17 protein-coding genes and 1 tRNA gene are annotated in these 17,060 nt (G+C 69.6%); 8 read left to right on the plus strand and 10 right to left on the minus strand.

Translation table 11 applies throughout. The features are described 5' to 3' along the window. Positions 1–45: 45 nt before the first annotated feature. Positions 46–1,326 (minus strand): serine--tRNA ligase, encoded by a 1,281-nt coding sequence (gene serS, locus ADX84_RS13050; protein WP_049572980.1) that lies wholly within the window; start codon positions 1,324–1,326, stop codon positions 46–48. Positions 1,327–1,475: 149 nt separating this feature from the next. On the opposite strand from serS, the gene ADX84_RS26335 reads away from it, so the two are divergent. After that, positions 1,476–1,652, plus strand: a complete 177-nt coding sequence (locus ADX84_RS26335) for a hypothetical protein (RefSeq protein WP_199776578.1) — start codon at positions 1,476–1,478, stop codon at positions 1,650–1,652. 10 nt (positions 1,653–1,662) lie between these two features. On the opposite strand, the gene pheA is transcribed toward ADX84_RS26335, so the two are convergent. From pheA to ADX84_RS13085, 7 genes are all read right to left on the minus strand, one after another. Beyond that, positions 1,663–2,610, minus strand: a complete 948-nt coding sequence (pheA, locus tag ADX84_RS13055; protein WP_049572901.1) for a prephenate dehydratase — start codon at positions 2,608–2,610, stop codon at positions 1,663–1,665. Between the two features lie 38 nt (positions 2,611–2,648). Beyond that, positions 2,649–3,236 (minus strand): DUF4446 family protein, encoded by a 588-nt coding sequence (locus ADX84_RS13060; protein WP_049572905.1) that lies wholly within the window; start codon positions 3,234–3,236, stop codon positions 2,649–2,651. A 36-nt stretch (positions 3,237–3,272) separates the two neighbouring features. After that, positions 3,273–4,127 carry a glycosyltransferase gene (locus tag ADX84_RS13065; RefSeq protein ID WP_199776579.1) on the minus strand — a complete coding sequence of 285 codons (855 nt, stop codon included), beginning with the start codon at positions 4,125–4,127 and terminating at the stop codon, positions 3,273–3,275. Between the two features lie 4 nt (positions 4,128–4,131). Beyond that, complete coding sequence (locus ADX84_RS13070) at positions 4,132–4,488, minus strand: STAS domain-containing protein (RefSeq protein WP_199776580.1); 357 nt, start codon at positions 4,486–4,488, stop codon at positions 4,132–4,134. A 128-nt stretch (positions 4,489–4,616) separates the two neighbouring features. Further along, entirely contained in the window at positions 4,617–5,207 is a 591-nt protein-coding gene (locus ADX84_RS13075) for an ATP-binding protein (protein WP_049572911.1), read from the minus strand. 227 nt (positions 5,208–5,434) lie between these two features. Continuing rightward, positions 5,435–7,360, minus strand: coding sequence for a PAS domain S-box protein (locus tag ADX84_RS13080; protein ID WP_049572914.1), 1,926 nt, complete (start codon positions 7,358–7,360; stop codon positions 5,435–5,437). Between the two features lie 89 nt (positions 7,361–7,449). Further along, complete coding sequence (locus ADX84_RS13085; RefSeq protein ID WP_049572918.1) at positions 7,450–7,782, minus strand: rhodanese-like domain-containing protein; 333 nt, start codon at positions 7,780–7,782, stop codon at positions 7,450–7,452. Positions 7,783–7,864: 82 nt separating this feature from the next. Between ADX84_RS13085 and ADX84_RS13090 the strand changes: the two genes are divergently transcribed. Beyond that, complete coding sequence (locus ADX84_RS13090; protein WP_049572921.1) at positions 7,865–8,341, plus strand: SSI family serine proteinase inhibitor; 477 nt, start codon at positions 7,865–7,867, stop codon at positions 8,339–8,341. Positions 8,342–8,400: 59 nt separating this feature from the next. Here ADX84_RS13090 and ADX84_RS13095 read toward each other — a convergent pair whose 3' ends face one another. Both ADX84_RS13095 and ADX84_RS13100 read right to left on the minus strand, forming a co-directional pair. Beyond that, positions 8,401–9,012, minus strand: a complete 612-nt coding sequence (locus ADX84_RS13095; RefSeq protein WP_049572925.1) for a TenA family protein — start codon at positions 9,010–9,012, stop codon at positions 8,401–8,403. A gap of 426 nt (positions 9,013–9,438) precedes the next feature. Beyond that, positions 9,439–9,524 (minus strand) — tRNA-Leu (locus ADX84_RS13100). A gap of 233 nt (positions 9,525–9,757) precedes the next feature. On the opposite strand from ADX84_RS13100, the gene ADX84_RS13105 reads away from it, so the two are divergent. The 6 genes from ADX84_RS13105 to ADX84_RS13130 all read left to right on the plus strand — a co-directional run bounded on the left by ADX84_RS13105 (position 9,758) and on the right by ADX84_RS13130 (position 17,049). Continuing rightward, entirely contained in the window at positions 9,758–10,516 is a 759-nt protein-coding gene (locus ADX84_RS13105) for a DUF3662 and FHA domain-containing protein (RefSeq protein ID WP_082206478.1), read from the plus strand. 244 nt (positions 10,517–10,760) lie between these two features. Next, positions 10,761–11,312 carry an FHA domain-containing protein gene (locus tag ADX84_RS13110; RefSeq protein ID WP_082206467.1) on the plus strand — a complete coding sequence of 184 codons (552 nt, stop codon included), beginning with the start codon at positions 10,761–10,763 and terminating at the stop codon, positions 11,310–11,312. Next, positions 11,309–12,697 carry a Stp1/IreP family PP2C-type Ser/Thr phosphatase gene (locus tag ADX84_RS13115; RefSeq protein WP_049572928.1) on the plus strand — a complete coding sequence of 463 codons (1,389 nt, stop codon included), beginning with the start codon at positions 11,309–11,311 and terminating at the stop codon, positions 12,695–12,697. The genes ADX84_RS13110 and ADX84_RS13115 overlap by 4 nt, the downstream gene beginning before the upstream one ends. 4 nt (positions 12,698–12,701) lie before the next feature. Continuing rightward, positions 12,702–14,108 (plus strand): FtsW/RodA/SpoVE family cell cycle protein, encoded by a 1,407-nt coding sequence (locus ADX84_RS13120; RefSeq protein WP_017546633.1) that lies wholly within the window; start codon positions 12,702–12,704, stop codon positions 14,106–14,108. Further along, positions 14,105–15,568, plus strand: coding sequence for a penicillin-binding protein 2 (locus ADX84_RS13125; RefSeq protein ID WP_049572931.1), 1,464 nt, complete (start codon positions 14,105–14,107; stop codon positions 15,566–15,568). Before ADX84_RS13120 ends, ADX84_RS13125 begins: the two co-directional genes overlap by 4 nt. Continuing rightward, on the plus strand, positions 15,568–17,049 hold the full coding sequence (locus ADX84_RS13130; RefSeq protein ID WP_049572934.1) for a serine/threonine-protein kinase: 1,482 nt from the start codon (positions 15,568–15,570) through the stop codon (positions 17,047–17,049). The genes ADX84_RS13125 and ADX84_RS13130 overlap by 1 nt, the downstream gene beginning before the upstream one ends. Positions 17,050–17,060: the final 11 nt, after the last annotated feature.

The following is a 17,060-nucleotide window of genomic DNA, read 5'->3' on the forward strand; positions in this document are numbered from 1 at the left end:
GACGGAGCCCGCCCCTCACGTGAGGGGCGGGCTCCGTCGTCGTGCCTACTTCTTGCCCTTGGCGGCCTGGACGGGTTCGAGTACGTCCTTGCCCAGGTAGGGGCGCAGGGCCTCGGGGACCACCACGGAACCGTCCGCGCGCTGGTGGTTCTCCAGGATCGCGACGATCCACCGCGTGGTGGCCAGCGTGCCGTTCAGGGTGGCGGCGAAGCGGGGCTTGCCGTCCTCGTCCCGGTAGCGCACGTTGAGGCGTCGGGCCTGGAACTCGGTGCAGTTCGAGGTGGAGGTCAGCTCGCGGTAGGTCTCCTGAGTCGGGACCCACGCCTCGCAGTCGTACTTGCGGGCGGCGCTGGTGCCCAGGTCGCCCCCGGCGATGTCCACCACGCGGTAGGGCAGTTCGAGCTTGTCCAGCATCTCCCGCTCCCAGGCGAGGAGCCGCTTGTGCTCCTCGTGCGCCTGCTCCGGGCGGGTGTAGACGAACATCTCCACCTTGTTGAACTGGTGGACGCGGATGATGCCCCGGGTGTCCTTGCCGTAGGAACCGGCCTCGCGGCGGAAGCAGGACGACCAGCCCACGTACCGGTTGGGCAGCGCGTCGGCGGGCAGGATCTCGCCGCCGTGGTACCCGGCCAGCGCCACCTCGGAGGTGCCCACGAGGTAGAGGTCGTCGGCGGGCAGGTTGTAGACCTCGTCGGAGTGCTCGCCGAGGAACCCGGTGCCCTCCATGGTCTCGGGCTTGACCAGCACCGGCGGGATCATCGCGGTGAAGCCTGCCTCGATGGCCTGGTTCATCGCCATGTTGAGCAGCGCCAGCTCCAGCTGGGCGCCCACACCGGTGAGGAAGTAGAAGCGGGCGCCGGAGACCTTGGCGCCGCGCTCCATGTCGATGGCGCCGAGCATCTCCCCCAGCTCCAGGTGGTCGCGCGGGGTGAAGTCGAACTCGCGGGGCTCGCCCGCGGTCTCCAGCACCACGAAGTCGTCCACGCCACCCTCGGGGGCGCCCTCCTCGACGAGGTTGGGGACGCGCGCCAGCACGGCGTCGAGCTCGTCTCCGAGCCGTCCCGCCTCGGCCTCGGCCTCCTTGACCTCGGCCGAGAGGGCCTTGGCCCGGGTCAGCAGCTCCTCGCGCTCCTCCGGAGAGGCCTTCGAGACGGACTTGCCCACACTCTTCTGCTCGGCGCGCAGGGTCTCGAACCGGGTCAGCGCGGAGCGCCGACTGGAGTCCAGTTCGAGCAGCCGGTCGGCCACGGCGGGGTCCTCACCGCGGGCCCGCTGCGATGCACGGAGTCGTTCGGGGTCTTCTCGAAGAGCGCGAAGGTCGATCACGTCTTGCAGGTTACCGCCCACCCCACCCGCGCCCCACATCTTTTGCCGACACTCACGTCATGAACCGTCCCCGCCCCCGTATCTCCAACGAAGGACCGAACGGGGAGCGTAAGCCCCCGGGCGGCACCGACGACGATGGGGGGAAAGTCGTGAAACCGCTGGGTGAGATGACCACCGAGGAACTCTCCGGTGCCCTGGAGGCCCTGGACGACGCGCGCCCGGAGGACACGGCGCTGAGGCTGGCGCTGTACCTGGAGCTGCGCCGGGCGGCTACGGAGGAGTGGCCCTCCGAGGAGGGCGCGACCGCGCCCGTCGAGGCCACCTGACGGGTTCGGCTCAGCCTGTCTCGCCCGCCCGCACGCGGGTGAGCCAGAGTTCGGCCTCAGCGAAGTCCGCGTCGGTGGCCGGTCGGGGGAGCATCGCCGGGGTGATCTCGGTGTCCCGGTCACCGCGCGGGTAGCTGCCGAGGAAGCGCACGTCCCGGCAGACGCGGCGGATGCCCATGAGGGCCTCGCCGACGCGCGCCTCGGCGACGTGTCCCTCGGCGTCGATGCAGAAGCAGTAGCTGCCGAGGCCGTCGCCGGTGGGGCGCGACTCCAGGCGGGTGAGGTTCACACCGCGCACGGCGAACTGGTTGAGCACCTCGATGAGCGCGCCGGGGTGGTCGTCGGCGATGAAGGCCACCAGGGAGGTCCGGTCGGCGCCGGTGGGCTCGGGAAGGGCCCCGGCGCGGGACAGGTAGATGAAGCGCGTGGCGGCGTCGGGACGGTCGCCCACCCCGGTGGCCAGTGCCTTCAGCCCGTAGCGCTCACCCGCGATGACCGCGCAGATCGCGGCGTCGTAGGGCGCTCCCGGCTCGGACACGGCGCGCGCGGCGGCGGCTGTGGAGGACACGGTGTGGGTGTCGGCCTCGGGCAGGTTGCGGGCGAGCCAGCCACGGCACTGGGCGAGGGCGTGCGGGTGGGTGGCCACCCGTTTGACGTCCTCCAGCACGGTTCCGGGCCGGACGAAGAGAGCGAACTCGACCGGGACGGCGGTCTCCCCGGTGATGAGCAGGGGCTCGCCGCCGATGAGCTCGGCGATGGTGGCGGTGACCCCGCCCTCCACCGAGTTCTCCAGCGGGACGACCCCGCCGTCCACGACCCCGGCTCGGACCGCGTCGAAGACCGCCGCCACACCGTCGCACGGCACGCGCGCTTCTTCGGTCGCTAGCGGACGCAGATCGCGCAGGGCGGCTTCGGTGAAGGTGCCCTCGGGGCCGAGGTAGGCGTAACGGTTGGGCATGCTGTTCAGGCTATACGCAGCCGGTGGCCCCGGGGTGGTCACTTCCCCGGGCGGGGCGCCGGAGGACCATGGGTTCCCCCACCGCCCTCGGGCGAGGTGTCGGCGTCCCCGTCGCCGCTCTCCTTCACGTCGGCCCCCCGCACCACCGTGACCAGGGCTTCCGCGTCCTCGTCGGGTTCGTCGGCGGACGGACCGGCGGGTCCGGCCGGTGCGGGGTCGGGCAACGTGGCCCCGATCCCGTTGCCCAGGCGCGCCGAACGGATCACCCGGTACTCCTCGGGGCTGAGCAGGTGGTCGGCCTCGCCCCTGGTGACGGCCTTGGCGTAGGTGCGGGTCTCGGTGCGCCCGTTGATGGACGTGACAACCACTCCGTCACCGTGGCTGTTGAGCATGGCCAGGGAGAACGAGCGGGCGCCCGACATCTCCTCTAGGGCGTCGTAGTGCAGGACGGCCACGTCGCGGACTGCCCTGGGGTCGGCCCCCGAGGCGTTGACCGCGAGGGCGCGTTGGGCCAGGACCTGGTACTCACCGCGGACCTGGCGGGTCCGGTACAGCGCGTACACACCGAGGGCGAGCCCGGCAAGCCCGGCGAACAGTGCGATGGATGCGATGAAGGTAGTGAACACAGCGCGAGCGTATCCCTACGCATCGCGCCCATGGGGTCACTCTTGGCGATTTTTGCGAGTAATGTGCCCGCTTTTTCGGATGTGTTCACGCCCGCCGCCGGTGCTCCTCGCCGTCACTCCCTGCCAGGTCCGGCGCAGCGCCGGCCGCAGTTCACGGGCGGTCAGGGCACGTGCGACGTCCACGAACTGGTGCGCGCGGTGCAGTTGGGCGCGCAGGTCCGTGCCGGTCGCGCGGTGTTCGAGCGGGACCGCGACCTCCATGACGCGGAAGCCCGCGTGCAGGACGTCGATGGTCAGTCCGGTCTCCACCCCGAACCCCGGGGCGAGGGGGCGCGCCGCCTCGAAGGCCGCACGGCTCATGCAGCGCTGTCCGTTCAGCGGCTGCTCGGGCTCCCACCCGGTGCTCCTGCGCACGCCCTCCCGGGCCAGGCGGACCACGAACCCGTGCCCGCCCAGACGCAGCCGGGTGGCCGGGAACAGCGCGATGGTCATGTCCGAGGTTCCCTCGAGCACCGGTTCCACCAGGGGCGCCGCGTCCTTGGCGGTCTCCCCGAGGTCGGCGTCGAGGAAGAGCAGGTGGCGCGGGGCACGGATGGCCCCCTCCGCCGCCTCACGCTCCTCCGTCAGGCGCACACCCTCGGCGCCCGTCTCCATTGCGGCGCCCTTGCCCCGGTTGCGGCTGTGCCTGAGCACCCTGGCCCCCGCCTCGAGGGCGAGGTCCGCGGTGCGGTCGGTGGAACCGTCGTCGACCACCACGACCAGGTCGACACCCGGCAGCGTGTGGGCGGCCACGATGGTGGCGCCGATGCGGTCGTCCTCGTTCTTGGCGGCGATCACCACGGCGACCGCCGCGTCCGTCGGCTCTTCGGGCCGTCCTCGTACCACGGACACCCGACTACTGCGCCGAGCCGGTTCCCGCGGCCACCAGCGACGCGTCGACGTCCGGGTGGATCACGAAGACCTCGTCCAGACCGGTGACCTGGAGGACCTTCATGACCGCGGGCTTGGGCGCCACGAGTTCCAGGTCCCCGCCCCGGTCACGGGAGCGCTTCATCGCGGAGAGCAGGACGCTGATCCCCGTCGAGTCGCAGAACTCCGCCCTCGACATGTCGACGACCAGGCGCCGTGCCCCCAGGGCGAGGGACTCGACGAGTTCGGTGCGCAACTGGGGTGCCGTGTACAGATCGATCTCACCACCCACGGTTACCACTGCGACGTCATCCTGAGATCGGCTTGATATCTTCAACTCCACGGTCGTGACTGTAGCGTCCACGCCGGGGCCGGGCCACCTCGTTGGCGGCGTTTCGCTACATCGGTCACGTTCTCCGCTCGGAACAACCGAAAGCCCAGTTCAAAGCGGATCAGACCGGCGATTCCGGGTCAGGGCAGGACACTCCAGGCGGGTTGGCCCTCGCGGACACCCAGGTCGAGCTCGACCACGTCGGCCGCGTACGACCGGGCGCATCCCTCGTCCGAGGCGGGCGCCGCCGCGACGGTGTCGCCCGCTTCCTCGGCGATCTCCAGCACCGCCCAGACCGTGGTCGTCGTCGCGTCCATCTCGGTACCCCAGCGGCCCGCCAGGGACTGCACGATGCCCAGGCCGCGCCCGCCCAGACCCGAAAGCGAGGGGCGGGACACGCGGGGCATGGTGGTGGAGCCACCGTCGCGCACCGAGATCTCCAACCAGTCCGCCGTTGGACCCTCCGGGTCGATCTCGGCCCGCCAGCACACACCCACCGTGTCGTCCGGAAGGGCGCTGGCGTGTCTGAGGGCGTTGCTGACCAGTTCGCTGAGGATCAGGGCCGCGTCGTCGATCCGGTCCACCCTGATGCCCAGGGCGCGCAGGTCGGCGCAGAGCGCCTGTCTGGCCCCGGTGACGCTCTCGGGAACGTAGGGAAGGATGACGCTTCGCTCGACCTGCCGAGGCGCGTCGTGGCCCCCGTCGTCGTGTGCGGCGTTGTCTCCTGACACAGCTTTCGTCCCCGCGAGTTCGTGCTTCTCGGTCGGTCCGGAACTCGCCCGAAGTGTGCCAGCGAATTCCACCAGGGGTGGAAATGCCCCGATCCCCTGCAGGGGAAACCAGCCCGTGGGCGAATCCGCGGGGACGATCCCGGTCACGGCCCTGTACAACTCCGACGTGACAGGGCTTGCGGGGCCGTTGAGGTTTTTGTTGTTTTCTGTGTGTCGCCGTGTCCGTTCTACGCCTTTGCCGGGGAAACCTCCGGCTCCTCCCTGCTCTTCGGCGTTTCGGACACCAGGACGCCGAGCTCGGCGTCCTCGCCCCGGTGCCGGGGCAGGGTGACCCGCATCCGCGTACCGTTCTCCATCCGGTGCGCGGTCACCTCCCCGCCCTGTTCCCGCACCAGCTGGCGCACGATGTACAGACCGATCCCGAGCCCGCTGTACCCCCGGCGGTCGCCCCGTTCGCCGCTCTGGAAGAAGCGCTCGAAGATCCGTTCCTCGTCACCGGGGTCGATCCCGATCCCCTCGTCGTCCACGTGGATGGTGACGATGTCCTCGTCCTCCTGGACCGTGACCCGCACGGTCCCGCCGCTGGGCGTGAACTTCAGCGAGTTCTCCAGCAGCTGGTCGATCACCATCCCCGTGACCAGCGGGTCGCCCACCGTCCACAGGGTCCCGCCGGAGTCCAGGATCAGCTCCTGGCGCTCGGCCAGGGGACGGAAGGCCGTCACGGACTGACCCAACAGCTCGACGAGGTCGAAGGGGACCTTGTCCACGGTCATCTCGCCGCTGGCCACGTCCGACCCCAACCGCAGCCGCTCCACCAGCTTGGCCAGCGCACGGGCGCGGTCGAGGATGATCTCGCTCGCCTCCTGGCGGCCCTCCGGGCCCAGCCGTTCACCCTTGCGGGACAGCAGCGCCGCGTACCCCTGGATCACCGTCACGGGTGTGCGCAGCTCGTGCCCCGTGCTGGCCAGGAAGAACTCCCGTTCCTCCTCCAGCGCCTTCTGCGCGGTGATGTCGCGGAAGTCCACCACCCACTCGTCGGTGTCCGGGATGCGCGCCATGAGGATCTCCAGCCACCGGCCGCCCTCGTTCTTGTGCTTGACGGGCTCACCGTGCGCGGCCGGTATCGGGAAGGGCGGGTGCCGGCCCTCCATCTCCTCGAACGAGTAGCCGGTCAGCTCCGCGGCCGACCGGTTCCACTTGCGGACCTTGCCGGTGGAGTCCAGCACCGCGATCCCGTCCGCGCTGGAGTCCGACACCGCCTGCTCCCTGGCCCGCTGGAGCTTGAGTTCCTCATAGGCCATCGCGTTGCCTATGGCCACCCCGGCGTGCTCCGCCAGCAGTTCCAGGAGCTCCAGCTCCACGTGCCCGACCCTGCGCTCGCTGTACAGCGCGTACAGGGCGCCGTAGGGGCGGCCCTGCACGTTGGACACGCACAGGGCGATGGTGTGCAGGCCGGGCAGGTCGGCCCAGACCAGGTCCTCCAGGCTGCGGGTGGCGCTGTTGGCCAGGAGCACGGACTTGCCGCTGCGCAGGAGTTCACCGAACAGGCTCGACTCCAGGGGCGCGCTGACCCCGTACAGCTCCTCCGACAGGTGAGTGAGGCTGACCAGCTCCACCCGGTTCTCGTTGAGCAGGACGAACCCGCCCGCGTCGGCACCGGTCAGCTCGGTGAGGCTGCTGATGATGCGGTCCAGGACCGACTTGAGGCTGAGGTCCGCGTTGATGTCGGCGACCACGTCGGTCAGTCGTCGCACCAGGCGGGCGCGCTCCATGGCGGAGGTCTGCGCCTGGACCTCCTTCTCGCTCGGGTAGAGCACCAGCACCCACCCGGCGTGGTTCCCGCGTTCGTCCCGCACGCAACCGGTGCTGACCCGCACGTCGACGGCGGCGCCGTCCCTGCCCATGCGGCGGGTGAAGATCGTCAACGGCGTCCCGTTGCGCACCTGTTCCAGCACCGCGCCGTGTTCCGGCCGCAGTTCCTTGGGGATGATCGGCAGCTCGCCGCCGAGCACCTCGGCGGCGGGCCAGCCGAACATCCGCTCGGCCGCCGGGTTCCAGACGGTGACCCGCAGCCGGTCGTCGATGCCGATGACCGCGTCCGCCGAGGACGCCAGCACGGCTTCGGCACTGAGGGGCGCGCGGTCGGAACTCACGTCGTCATAGTGCCATTCGTGGGGCTCCGCGTGGCGGGGCTTCGCACAATCCGACCAAATTCGACGACCGCCACTTCACAGCGTGACCACTAGATGACTGTGGGCTCACCTTCACCCTCGGCCGCCATGTCACGGGCGGCGTGCTGCCAGGCCTGCATGCCCCCGGCGACGTTGACCGCGTCCCAACCGGCCTGGTTGAGCGCCATCGTCGCCTGGGCCGAACGGCCGCCCACCCGGCAGACCACGTAGACCCTGCGGTCCTTGGGCACCTCGCCCGCGCGCTCCCCCAGCGTCCGCAGCGGGATGTGCGCGGCGCCGGGCGCGTGGCCCGCCCTCCACTCGTCGTCCTCGCGGACGTCGAGAAGGTAGGCGCCCTCGGGCACGTCGTTGACGAGGACCTCGGCGACCTGCTCACCGAACATGTTGGTGACCCCCTGTGTCGAGTGTGTTCCGAAAATCGAAAAAACGGTGGAACCCGGGAACCGGGCCCTCCGTCCAACCAGTATGCGTAAGCACACCTTCGCAACGGCCCTGCCGACCCGCCTCGCCGCACTCGCAGCTCTTGGCCTGCTCATCACGGCCTGCGGCAACGAGCCCACCGAGGTGAACGCGCCGGCTCCCGACCAGACAGCCCCCGACGAGACCGCCGAAGTGGAACTCGTGATCGAACGCTCCCTGTCCGAAGAGGACGCCCTGACCCCCGAGGAGGGGTTCGAGGAGGGCGAGTGGACGCTCACCTGTGCCCCCGCGGGCGGTGACCACCCCGACCCCGAGGCCGCCTGCGCGGAGATCGCGGACGTCGGGACCGAACCCTTCACCCTCGACACCAGCGACTCCATGTGCACGATGCAGATCGGCGGCCCCGAGGTCGTCCGCGTCACCGGGCACGTGAACGGCACCGACATCGACACCGAGTTCAACAAGCGCGACGGTTGCGAGATCGAGCGCTTCGAAGAGGTCCACACGGTCCTCAACCCGTAGGACCACGGTCCTCGACGAGTGGAACCACGGAGGGGCGGACCCGGTCCGCCCCTCCACGTCTACGCGTAGGGGGTGTCCCAGAAGGCCACCTCGTGGCGCATGCCCTCCAGGAAGAAGCGCTCCGCCCTCGCCGGATCGGGTCGCGCCTCCTCCAGCATGCGCCCGTACCTGCGGGTCAGATCGGTGAAGGCCGGATCGGCGTACGTGTCGATCCACCGCTGGTACCTGGGGTCCTGCGGCCTGGCCCGGGCCAGTTCGAGCCCCAGTGTGTTGTAGCCCCACATACACGGGTAGACGGCCGCCAGTCCGTCCCGGTAGTCGGCGGCCGCGTCCAGGAGCCAGGACGTGTAGGCCTCGCAGGCGGCGCCCTTCTCCTTGGTCTCCAGGTCCGCGCCGAACTCCCCGGACAGGGAGCGGTGCAGCTCCAGTTCCTCGGTCAGGGTGCTGTGCGCGATCCCGACCAGGTCGGCGAGGTGGCCGTCCGGCGCCTGCCAGGCAAGCCGGGAGAAGGCCCGGGCGTAGTCCAGCAGGTACAGGTGGTCCTGCTCCAGCCAGTACCGGAAGGCCCGTTCGTCGAGGTCACCCCGGGCGATCCCGGAGACCGTCGGATGCGTGAGCTGTTCGGCGACCAGCGGCCGCCCGATGTCGTGAAGTCTCTCGATGATTCCCACGCCCGGAGTGTCCCATTCGCGTGGATGACCCCCGGAACCCGCCACCCTCGGTGTCCGCATACGGCCCCCGGACCTAACGATCGAAGATCGTTAGTGGGCAACCCCAGCCCGTTGGGGCAACCCGAATCCCGTACTCAGCGGCAGCCGAAAGCCGCGCCACGCCCGAAGTCCCGACAGAACTGCCAAAATCGGAGACCGACTCCAACGGAGGACCAACCCACAGGCCTGACCAGGCGCAGGACCCAGCCGTGGGCCGGAGTGCCCCGCCACACGGAGGGCCAGGACCGGCCCATCCACGGTCGTACCGGAAGCCGGAGGGCCGGAGGCCGAGTGGCACACCGGGGGCGCGGAGCGTCGTCCCCCACAGGGCACAACGAAACGACCCCGGAAGCTGGCCTGAGGCCAACGACCGGGGTCGTCTTCGTCTGGTGCGCGAGGAGGGATTTGAACCCTCACATCCTTTCGGACACACGGACCTGAACCGTGCGCGTCTACCGTTCCGCCACCCGCGCTGGTGTGACTCATGAAGTTGTGTTGCCAGGTGATCCGGGCTTTTTGCCTGTTCCCCTGGCGACATGAATAAGGCTAGCACGGCTTCAAGGCGGGTTGCACACCGTTTGTCGCGGACCCGGATCAGGGCTCCCGGAGCCTCCCGACGGGGGTGCGCCTGAAACCAGGGACACCCGGGCCCGGTTACGATCGTCTACACATACGGAGTGGAGTACAAGGGAGGTACCTCGTGGGAGTGCTCCAACGCTTCGAGCGCAGGCTTGAGGGCATGATCGAAGGCACCTTCGCGATGGCCTTCAAGTCTGAGCTCCAGCCGGTCGAGGTCGCGAGCGCGGTCCAGCGTGAAATGGACGAGCGCGCGGCGATCGTCGCCCAGGGACGCACACTGGTTCCGAACGACTTCATCGTCGAGCTTTCGGCCAGTGACAAGGAGCGCCTGGAAGTCTACGCCGACAGCCTCGGCCAGGAACTGTCCAAGCTGGCCCGCGACTACGCCACCGAACAGGGCTACTCGTTCGTCGGTCCGGTGCGGGTGCAGTTCAGGTCGGACGAGGGTCTGAAGACGGGTCGCTTCCGCATCCGCTCGGGCGTCGTCCGAGGAACGATGGTCAAGGACGGAGAGGTCCGTCAGCCCGTGGGCGACCCGGGCCCGGGCGGGGGACCGCGCCAGACCGGCCGCCCCCGACTGCTGATCTCCCCGGGCGGCGCGACCGCCGAGGGCAACATCGCCAGCCAGGGCATGCAGCAGTCCTTCGAGCTGACCACACCGGTCACCCTGCTGGGGCGCGGCACCGACTGCGACCTGCGCCTGGTGGACAACGGTGTCTCACGTCACCATGTGGAGATCCGGGTCGACGGCGAAGAGGTCATCCTGGAGGACAAGGGGTCCACGAACGGGACCTTCGTCAACGGACAGCAGGTCAGGCAGGCCAGGCTGGTGGACGGGACCCGGATCAGCCTGGGCCGTACCACGATGACCTTCCGCCGGGACTGACCACCCGGCCCCGATCAGTCGGACGATCTGGCCGAACCGGACCGCAACCAACCGCCCCGATTCGGCGTCTGAAAGGTCGTTGTCCGAGCCAGGCCTGGTATGGACCTGTGTCGGAACTCCGGCCGGGCGGGTAGTCTCCGCGATGACCTGACCGATCGGGGAGAATGGCCGCGCCCGGCTGGGCCGCGGACCAGCGACCCAGACTCACCGACTCGAAGGTGGGGCAGAAACGGTGGCGGCGCCGATGACCGCCACCCCGGCCGAAGCACGACAGGGGCTGAAGAGCAGTTCGATGTCCAACTTGACCCTCATATTGATCAAGATCGCGTACCTCGCGGTGCTTTGGCTGTTCGTCCTCATGGCGGTCGGCGTCATCCGCACGGACCTCTTCGGCCAGTCGAAGAAGAAGCCCGGGAAGAAGAAACCCCGCTCCTCCTCGTCGCGTCCGGCCCCGCGCCGCGCCGCGTCGTCGTCCCAGGACCGACCGCAGCGTCCCCGACGCAACGAGCCCACGGTCCTGGCCGTGACCCAGGGCCCGTTGACGGGAACCACGGTCAACCTGTCCTCACAGCCCATCCTCATCGGCCGCGCCCCGGACTCGACACTGGTCATCACCGATGACTACGCCTCGGGCCGCCACGCGCGCGTCTACTCCGAAAGCGGCCGCTGGTTCGTCGAGGACCTGAACTCCACCAACGGCACCTACCTCGGCCAGCAGAAGCTGAACCGCCCCCAGCCCATCACGGTGGGTCAGCCCATCCGTATCGGCAAAACCGTCCTGGAACTGCGCAAATGACAATCGCTCTCCGATACGCGGCGTACTCCGACGTTGGATGCCTCCGCGAAGGCAACGAAGACTCCGGCTACGCCGGCCAACACCTCCTCGCGGTAGCCGACGGCATGGGCGGTTACGCGGGCGGTGAGGTGGCCAGCTCCATCGCCATCTCGTCCATCCGCCAGCTCGACACCCAGGACGACCCCAGGTCCGAGGAGATGGCCGAGGTCCTCCAGCGCGCGGTCGAGCGGGCCAACGAGTCGCTCGCCATCCGCATCCGGCAGGAACCCCAGCTGGAGAACATGGGCACGACCCTGACCGCCATGCTGTGGTCGGGTTCCCAGGTCGCCCTGATCCACATCGGCGACTCCCGCGCCTACCTGCTGCGCGGTCCGCGCTTCGAGCAGATCACCCACGACCACACCCTGGTGCAGACCCTCGTCGACGAGGGCAAGATCACCGAGGAGGAGGTCGCCACCCACCCGCAGAGGTCGCTGATCCTGCGCGCGCTGGACGGCAAGACCCCGGTCGACCCCGACATCTCCATCAGCAAGGCGAAGGTCGGCGACCGCTACCTGCTCTGCTCCGACGGCCTGTCCGGCGTCGTCAGCAAGAAGACCATCCACGAGACGCTCGTCGCGGAGACCGACCCGCGCGGGGCCGCCAAGAAGCTGATCGAGCTGGCCATCCGCGGCGGCGGCCCGGACAACATCACCGCGGTCGTCGCGGACGTCATCGAGACGGACACCGACCGCGAGGGTCCGACCAACGTCTCCCACACGGTGGGCGCGGCCGACCAGCGCGACGAGTCGACGGGGCCGAACGAGACCAGCCCCGCCAGACGGGCGCAGGAGCTGCGCGGCGCCGGCGGCGACACCGCCGAACTCGACCCGGTCCGGGAGAACGCCCAGAACCAGGACCCCGCCTACGGCGCCCCCTACGAGGAGCGCTCGTACGACACCCACGACGACTACGACGCGCCGCCCTCGCGTGGCCGGGACGCCGAGCCCGAGTACCGCACGCGCAGCTGGTGGCCGATCATCGTGGTCTTCATCGTGGTGGTGGCCCTGATCGCGGGCGGCGGTTACTACTTCGGCCGCCAGTACGTGGAGAGCCAGTTCTACGTGGGCCTGTCCCCGAACGGGGAGACGGTCAGCGTCTACCAGGGCATCGACACCGACATCGCGGGCATCAGCCTCTCCGACGAGGTCGAGACGACCGATCTCCAGGTGGGGTCGCTCTCCGAGGCCGACCAGGAACTGGTCAGGAACACCATCACGGTCGACGACCGTGCCGACGCCACCCGCGTCGTCGGGGAGCTGGAGGAGGCCGCCGACGGCGCCGCCTCGAACGGTTCCACGACGGGCGGCGCCAACAGGGAGACCGAGACCGAGGAATCGGGGTGACCCTGTGAGTACCACCGCGCCCGAGGCGCCCACGGCACTCCCCCCGATCCAGCGCCGCAACGCGGAACTGGTCCTGATCGGGATCACCATCCTCATCACCATGGGTGCGATGGCGATCTCGGGTCTGAACCTCAACGGCCAGGTCCCCGGCGCCATGTGGGGCTACGGCCTCATCTTCGGAGCCCTGGCGCTCGCCACCCACGTGGCACTGCGCTTCATCGCGCCCTACGCCGACCCCCTCATCCTTCCGTGCGCGCTCTTCCTCAACGGCATCGGCGTCGCGATGATCTGGCGTCTGGACGCCGCGGACTCCGGCGAGATCGAGCACGCGGGCGTCGGCATGCAGCTGATCTGGACCGCGGTCGGCATGGTGATGTGCATCGCCCTGCTGTTCTTCCTCAAGGAGCCGCGGGTCCTCCAGCGCTACACCTACATCAGCGCGCTGGCCGCACTGATCCTCATCGCCCTGCCGATGATCCCGGGTCTGGGCGTCTCCGAGTACGGCGCCCGGCGGTGGATCGGCATCGCGGGCCGCACCATCCAGCCCTCCGAGTTCGCCAAGATCGCCCTGGTGATCTTCCTGGCGTCCTACCTGGTCACCAAACGGCAGGTGCTGTCGTTGGCGGCCCGGCAGGTGAAGATCGGCCGGTTCAAGATCCTTGACCTGCCGCGCGCCCGTGACTTCATGCCGATGGTCGTCGGCTGGGTCGCGGCGATCGGTCTGCTGGTCATCACCAAGGACCTCGGCACCTCACTGCTGCTCTTCGGCACCTTCCTGGCGATGCTGTACGTCGCCACGCAGCGCTCCTCCTGGGTGATCATCGGCCTGACCGTGTTCCTCGGGGCGGCCGCGCTCGCCTTCCAGCTCTTCTGGCACTTCCGCCAGCGCGTCGACATCTGGTTCAACGCCTTCGACCAGGAGGTCTACGACCGTCTGGGCGGCAGCATGCAGCTGGTCCAGGGCCAGATCGGCATGGCGTACGGCGGACTGTTCGGCACCGGCATGGGCGGCGGCCAGGCCCACAACATCTTCGCCGCGGACAGCGACTTCATCCTGGCCTCCCTCTCGGAGGACCTGGGGCTGACCGGCCTCATGGCGATCCTGATCGTCATCTTCATCCTGGTGGAGCGGGGCATGCGCATCGCCCTGGCCTCCCGTGAGCTGTTCGTCAAGATGCTCGCGAGCGGCCTGGCCTTCGTCATGTGCTTCCAGGTGTTCGTGGTGCTCGGCGGCCTGACCCGGCTCATCCCCCTGACCGGTATGACCACGCCCTTCATGGCCGCGGGTGGTTCCGCCCTCATGGCCAGCTGGTTGATGATCGGCCTGTTGCTCCGGATGAGCGACAACGCGCGGCGCCCGGCGCCGCAGGCCATCCAGGACGAGGGGGCCACACAGGTGATCCAGCGATGAACACACCCATCCGACGCCTCAGCGTCTTCTCGATGATCCTGTTCGCCGCCCTGATGGTCCAGCTGACCTACATCCAGGGGTTCCAGGCCGAGGCCATCCGCGACGACCCGCTGAACGCGCGCCAGTACACCGAGCGCCTCAGCGAGCAGCGCGGACCGATCGTGATCGGTGACGAGAACGTCGCCTCCTCCACGAACATCTCGGAGGAGGGTGACCCGGCCCGCTACCAGCGCGAGTACGTCGGCGGCAGCATGTACACCCCCGTCGTCGGCTCGTTCCGCCGGTTCGGCGCCTCGGGGATCGAGTACACGGAGAACGCGCTGCTGGACGGCAGCGACGACCGTCTCGCCGTGCGCAACTTCCGCGACATCATCACCGGCCGCGAGCCCGAGGGCGCGCGGATCGAGCTGACCATCGACCCGGCTGTGCAGGAGGCCGGTTACCAGGGCTTCGAGGCGCTGGGCAAGAACGGCTCCGCCGTGGCCCTGGACCCGAGCACCGGGGCCATCCTCGGTTCGGTCTCCTACCCGTCCTACGACGGCAACGACGTCTCCAGCATCACCGACGTCACCGAGGCCAACGAGAACTACGTGGCTCTGGAGAACGACCCCAACCAGCCGCTGCTCAACCGGGCGCTGCGCGAGCGCTACCCTCCGGGTTCGACGTTCAAGATCGTGACGGCCGCCGCCGCCATCGAGCACCTGGACGCCGGCCCCGACAGCACCATGGACGCCCCGGACGTCCTGGAGCTGGGGCACTCGCTGCCCAACGCGACGCCGGGCGGCACCTGCAACGGCGGGCAGCCGGACACCCTGGCCCACTCCATCCAGATCTCCTGCAACACCTCGATGGCCAACTGGGCGATCGAGATGGGCGGGGAGGCCCTGGCGGACCAGGCCTCGGCGTTCGGCTTCTCCAAGACGCCCGACGAGCGCGACACGCTCACTGTGCCCATGGACGTCGTGCCGAGCCTGGCGCCGGTCGAGGACGACCGCAACATCCTGGGGCGCGCGGGCATCGGGCAGTCCAACGTCGAGGCGACGCCGCTCCAGATGGCCATGGTCGCCGCCGGTGTGGCCAACTCCGGCGAGGTCATGCACCCGTACCTGGTCGACTCCGTGCGCGACGCGGACCGCTCGGTGGTCACCCAGACCACTCCCGAGATCCACAGCCAGGCGATGAGCGCCAGCACGGCGTCCACCCTCACGGACATGATGGTCCTGGTGACCGGCCCGGACGGGTCCGGCACCAACGGCGCCATCCGGGGCATCGACGTCGCGGGCAAGACCGGTACCGCCGAGACCGGCGGTGAGAACGGAACGCACAACTGGTTCATCGGATTCGCACCCGCGGACGACCCGCAGGTCGCGGTCGCCGTGGTGATCGAGCACGGCGGCGGCAGCGGTGGCGAACTCGCCGCGCCGATCGCCCGCCAGATGATGGAGGCAGTGGTCCAGTAGTGAGCGCCTACGAGCCGTCTTCCCATAACGGCCCCGGTGGACTGGCCGGGGCCGTTCTGAGCAACCGTTACCGCCTGGAGGAGCAGATCGGCTCCGGCGGTATGGGCACCGTGTGGCGGGCGACCGACACACTGCTCAACCGTTCCGTCGCGGTGAAGCTGCTGCACCCGGCCCAGATGGCCGAGCCGACGGCACGAGAGCGCTTCCGGACGGAGGGCAGGATCACCGCCGGTCTGTCCCACCCGGGCATCGCCCAGGTCTTCGACTACGGCGAGGAGGAGGGCCGCGCGTTCCTGATCATGGAACTCGTGGTCAGCGAGCCGCTCTCGCAGGTCCTGCGCGAGCAGGGCCAACTCAGCTCCGACCAGACCCTGGACTTCGTGTGCCAGGCGGCCAAGGCGCTCGCCGCGGCGCACGCCCGCGGTGTGGTGCACCGCGACATCAAGCCGGGCAACCTCCTGGTGACCGAGGACGGCCAGCTCAAGCTGACCGACTTCGGTATCGCCCGGGGCAACACCTCGGTGACCCTGACCCAGACCGGCATGGTGATGGGCACCGCCCAGTACATCTCGCCCGAGCAGGCGTCGGGGCGGCCCGCAAGTGCCGCCTCCGACGTGTACGCGCTCGGCGTGGTGGCCTACGAGTGCCTTGCGGGGACGCCCCCGTTCACCGGGGACAGCCCGGTCGCCCTGGCGCTCGCGCACACCCGCGACGATCCGCCCGAGCTGCCCGAGTACGTTCCGGCCGACATCGACGAGCTGGTCTTCTCGATGTTGCAGAAGGACCCGGAGGACCGCCCCTCCTCCGCGGGCGAGGTCGCGCACCTGGCCGCGGTCATCCGCTCCAACGCGGGCACCGGGCCGCCCACCCCGTCCACCGGTTTCCATGGCATGGCGCAGACGATGGTGGTCGGTTCCGTGCCGGACGGCGGTCCCCGTACCGGACCGTCCGGAACCGTGCGGCGAACCGCCGGGCAGTCGGCCGTAACCCCTGTTCAGGGCGGCGATTCGGCTAGTCTGGCCGAGGGTTCGGGCACGGAGCGACGCATCCGGACCCCCGTGGTGTTGGCCGCGGTGGCCGCGACCATCCTGATCGTGGCCGCGGCCGTGGCGGGGTTCGTCTTCAGCCCGGACCGCGACACCCAGAATGTCAACGACAGCACGAAGCCCCCGACCTCCGAGGTCTCCCCCTCGCCCACCCCCAGTGAGGACGAGGACGAGGACGAGGAGATCGAGCCCCATGTGCCGGTGGACGACACGCCGCACTGGACGCCCGATCCTGGCGGCTGGGAGGAGACGGAGAGCCCCCTGCCCGATGAGGGCGAGGAGGAGCCGACCCTCCCCGAGGACGACGAGAGCGACGGGTCCGAGGAGGATCCCGGCACCGACGAACCGGCACCCGACCCGGAGACCCCCGGCGACGGCGAAGGCGGGGGCAACGAACCCCCGCCCGGATCGGGCGGTGGCAACAATCCTCCGTGAAGAGGGAACGA

Origin of the sequence: Nocardiopsis sp. SBT366 (assembly GCF_001083815.1) — a bacterium.
Taxonomy (GTDB): Bacteria; Actinomycetota; Actinomycetes; order Streptosporangiales; family Streptosporangiaceae; genus Nocardiopsis; species Nocardiopsis prasina.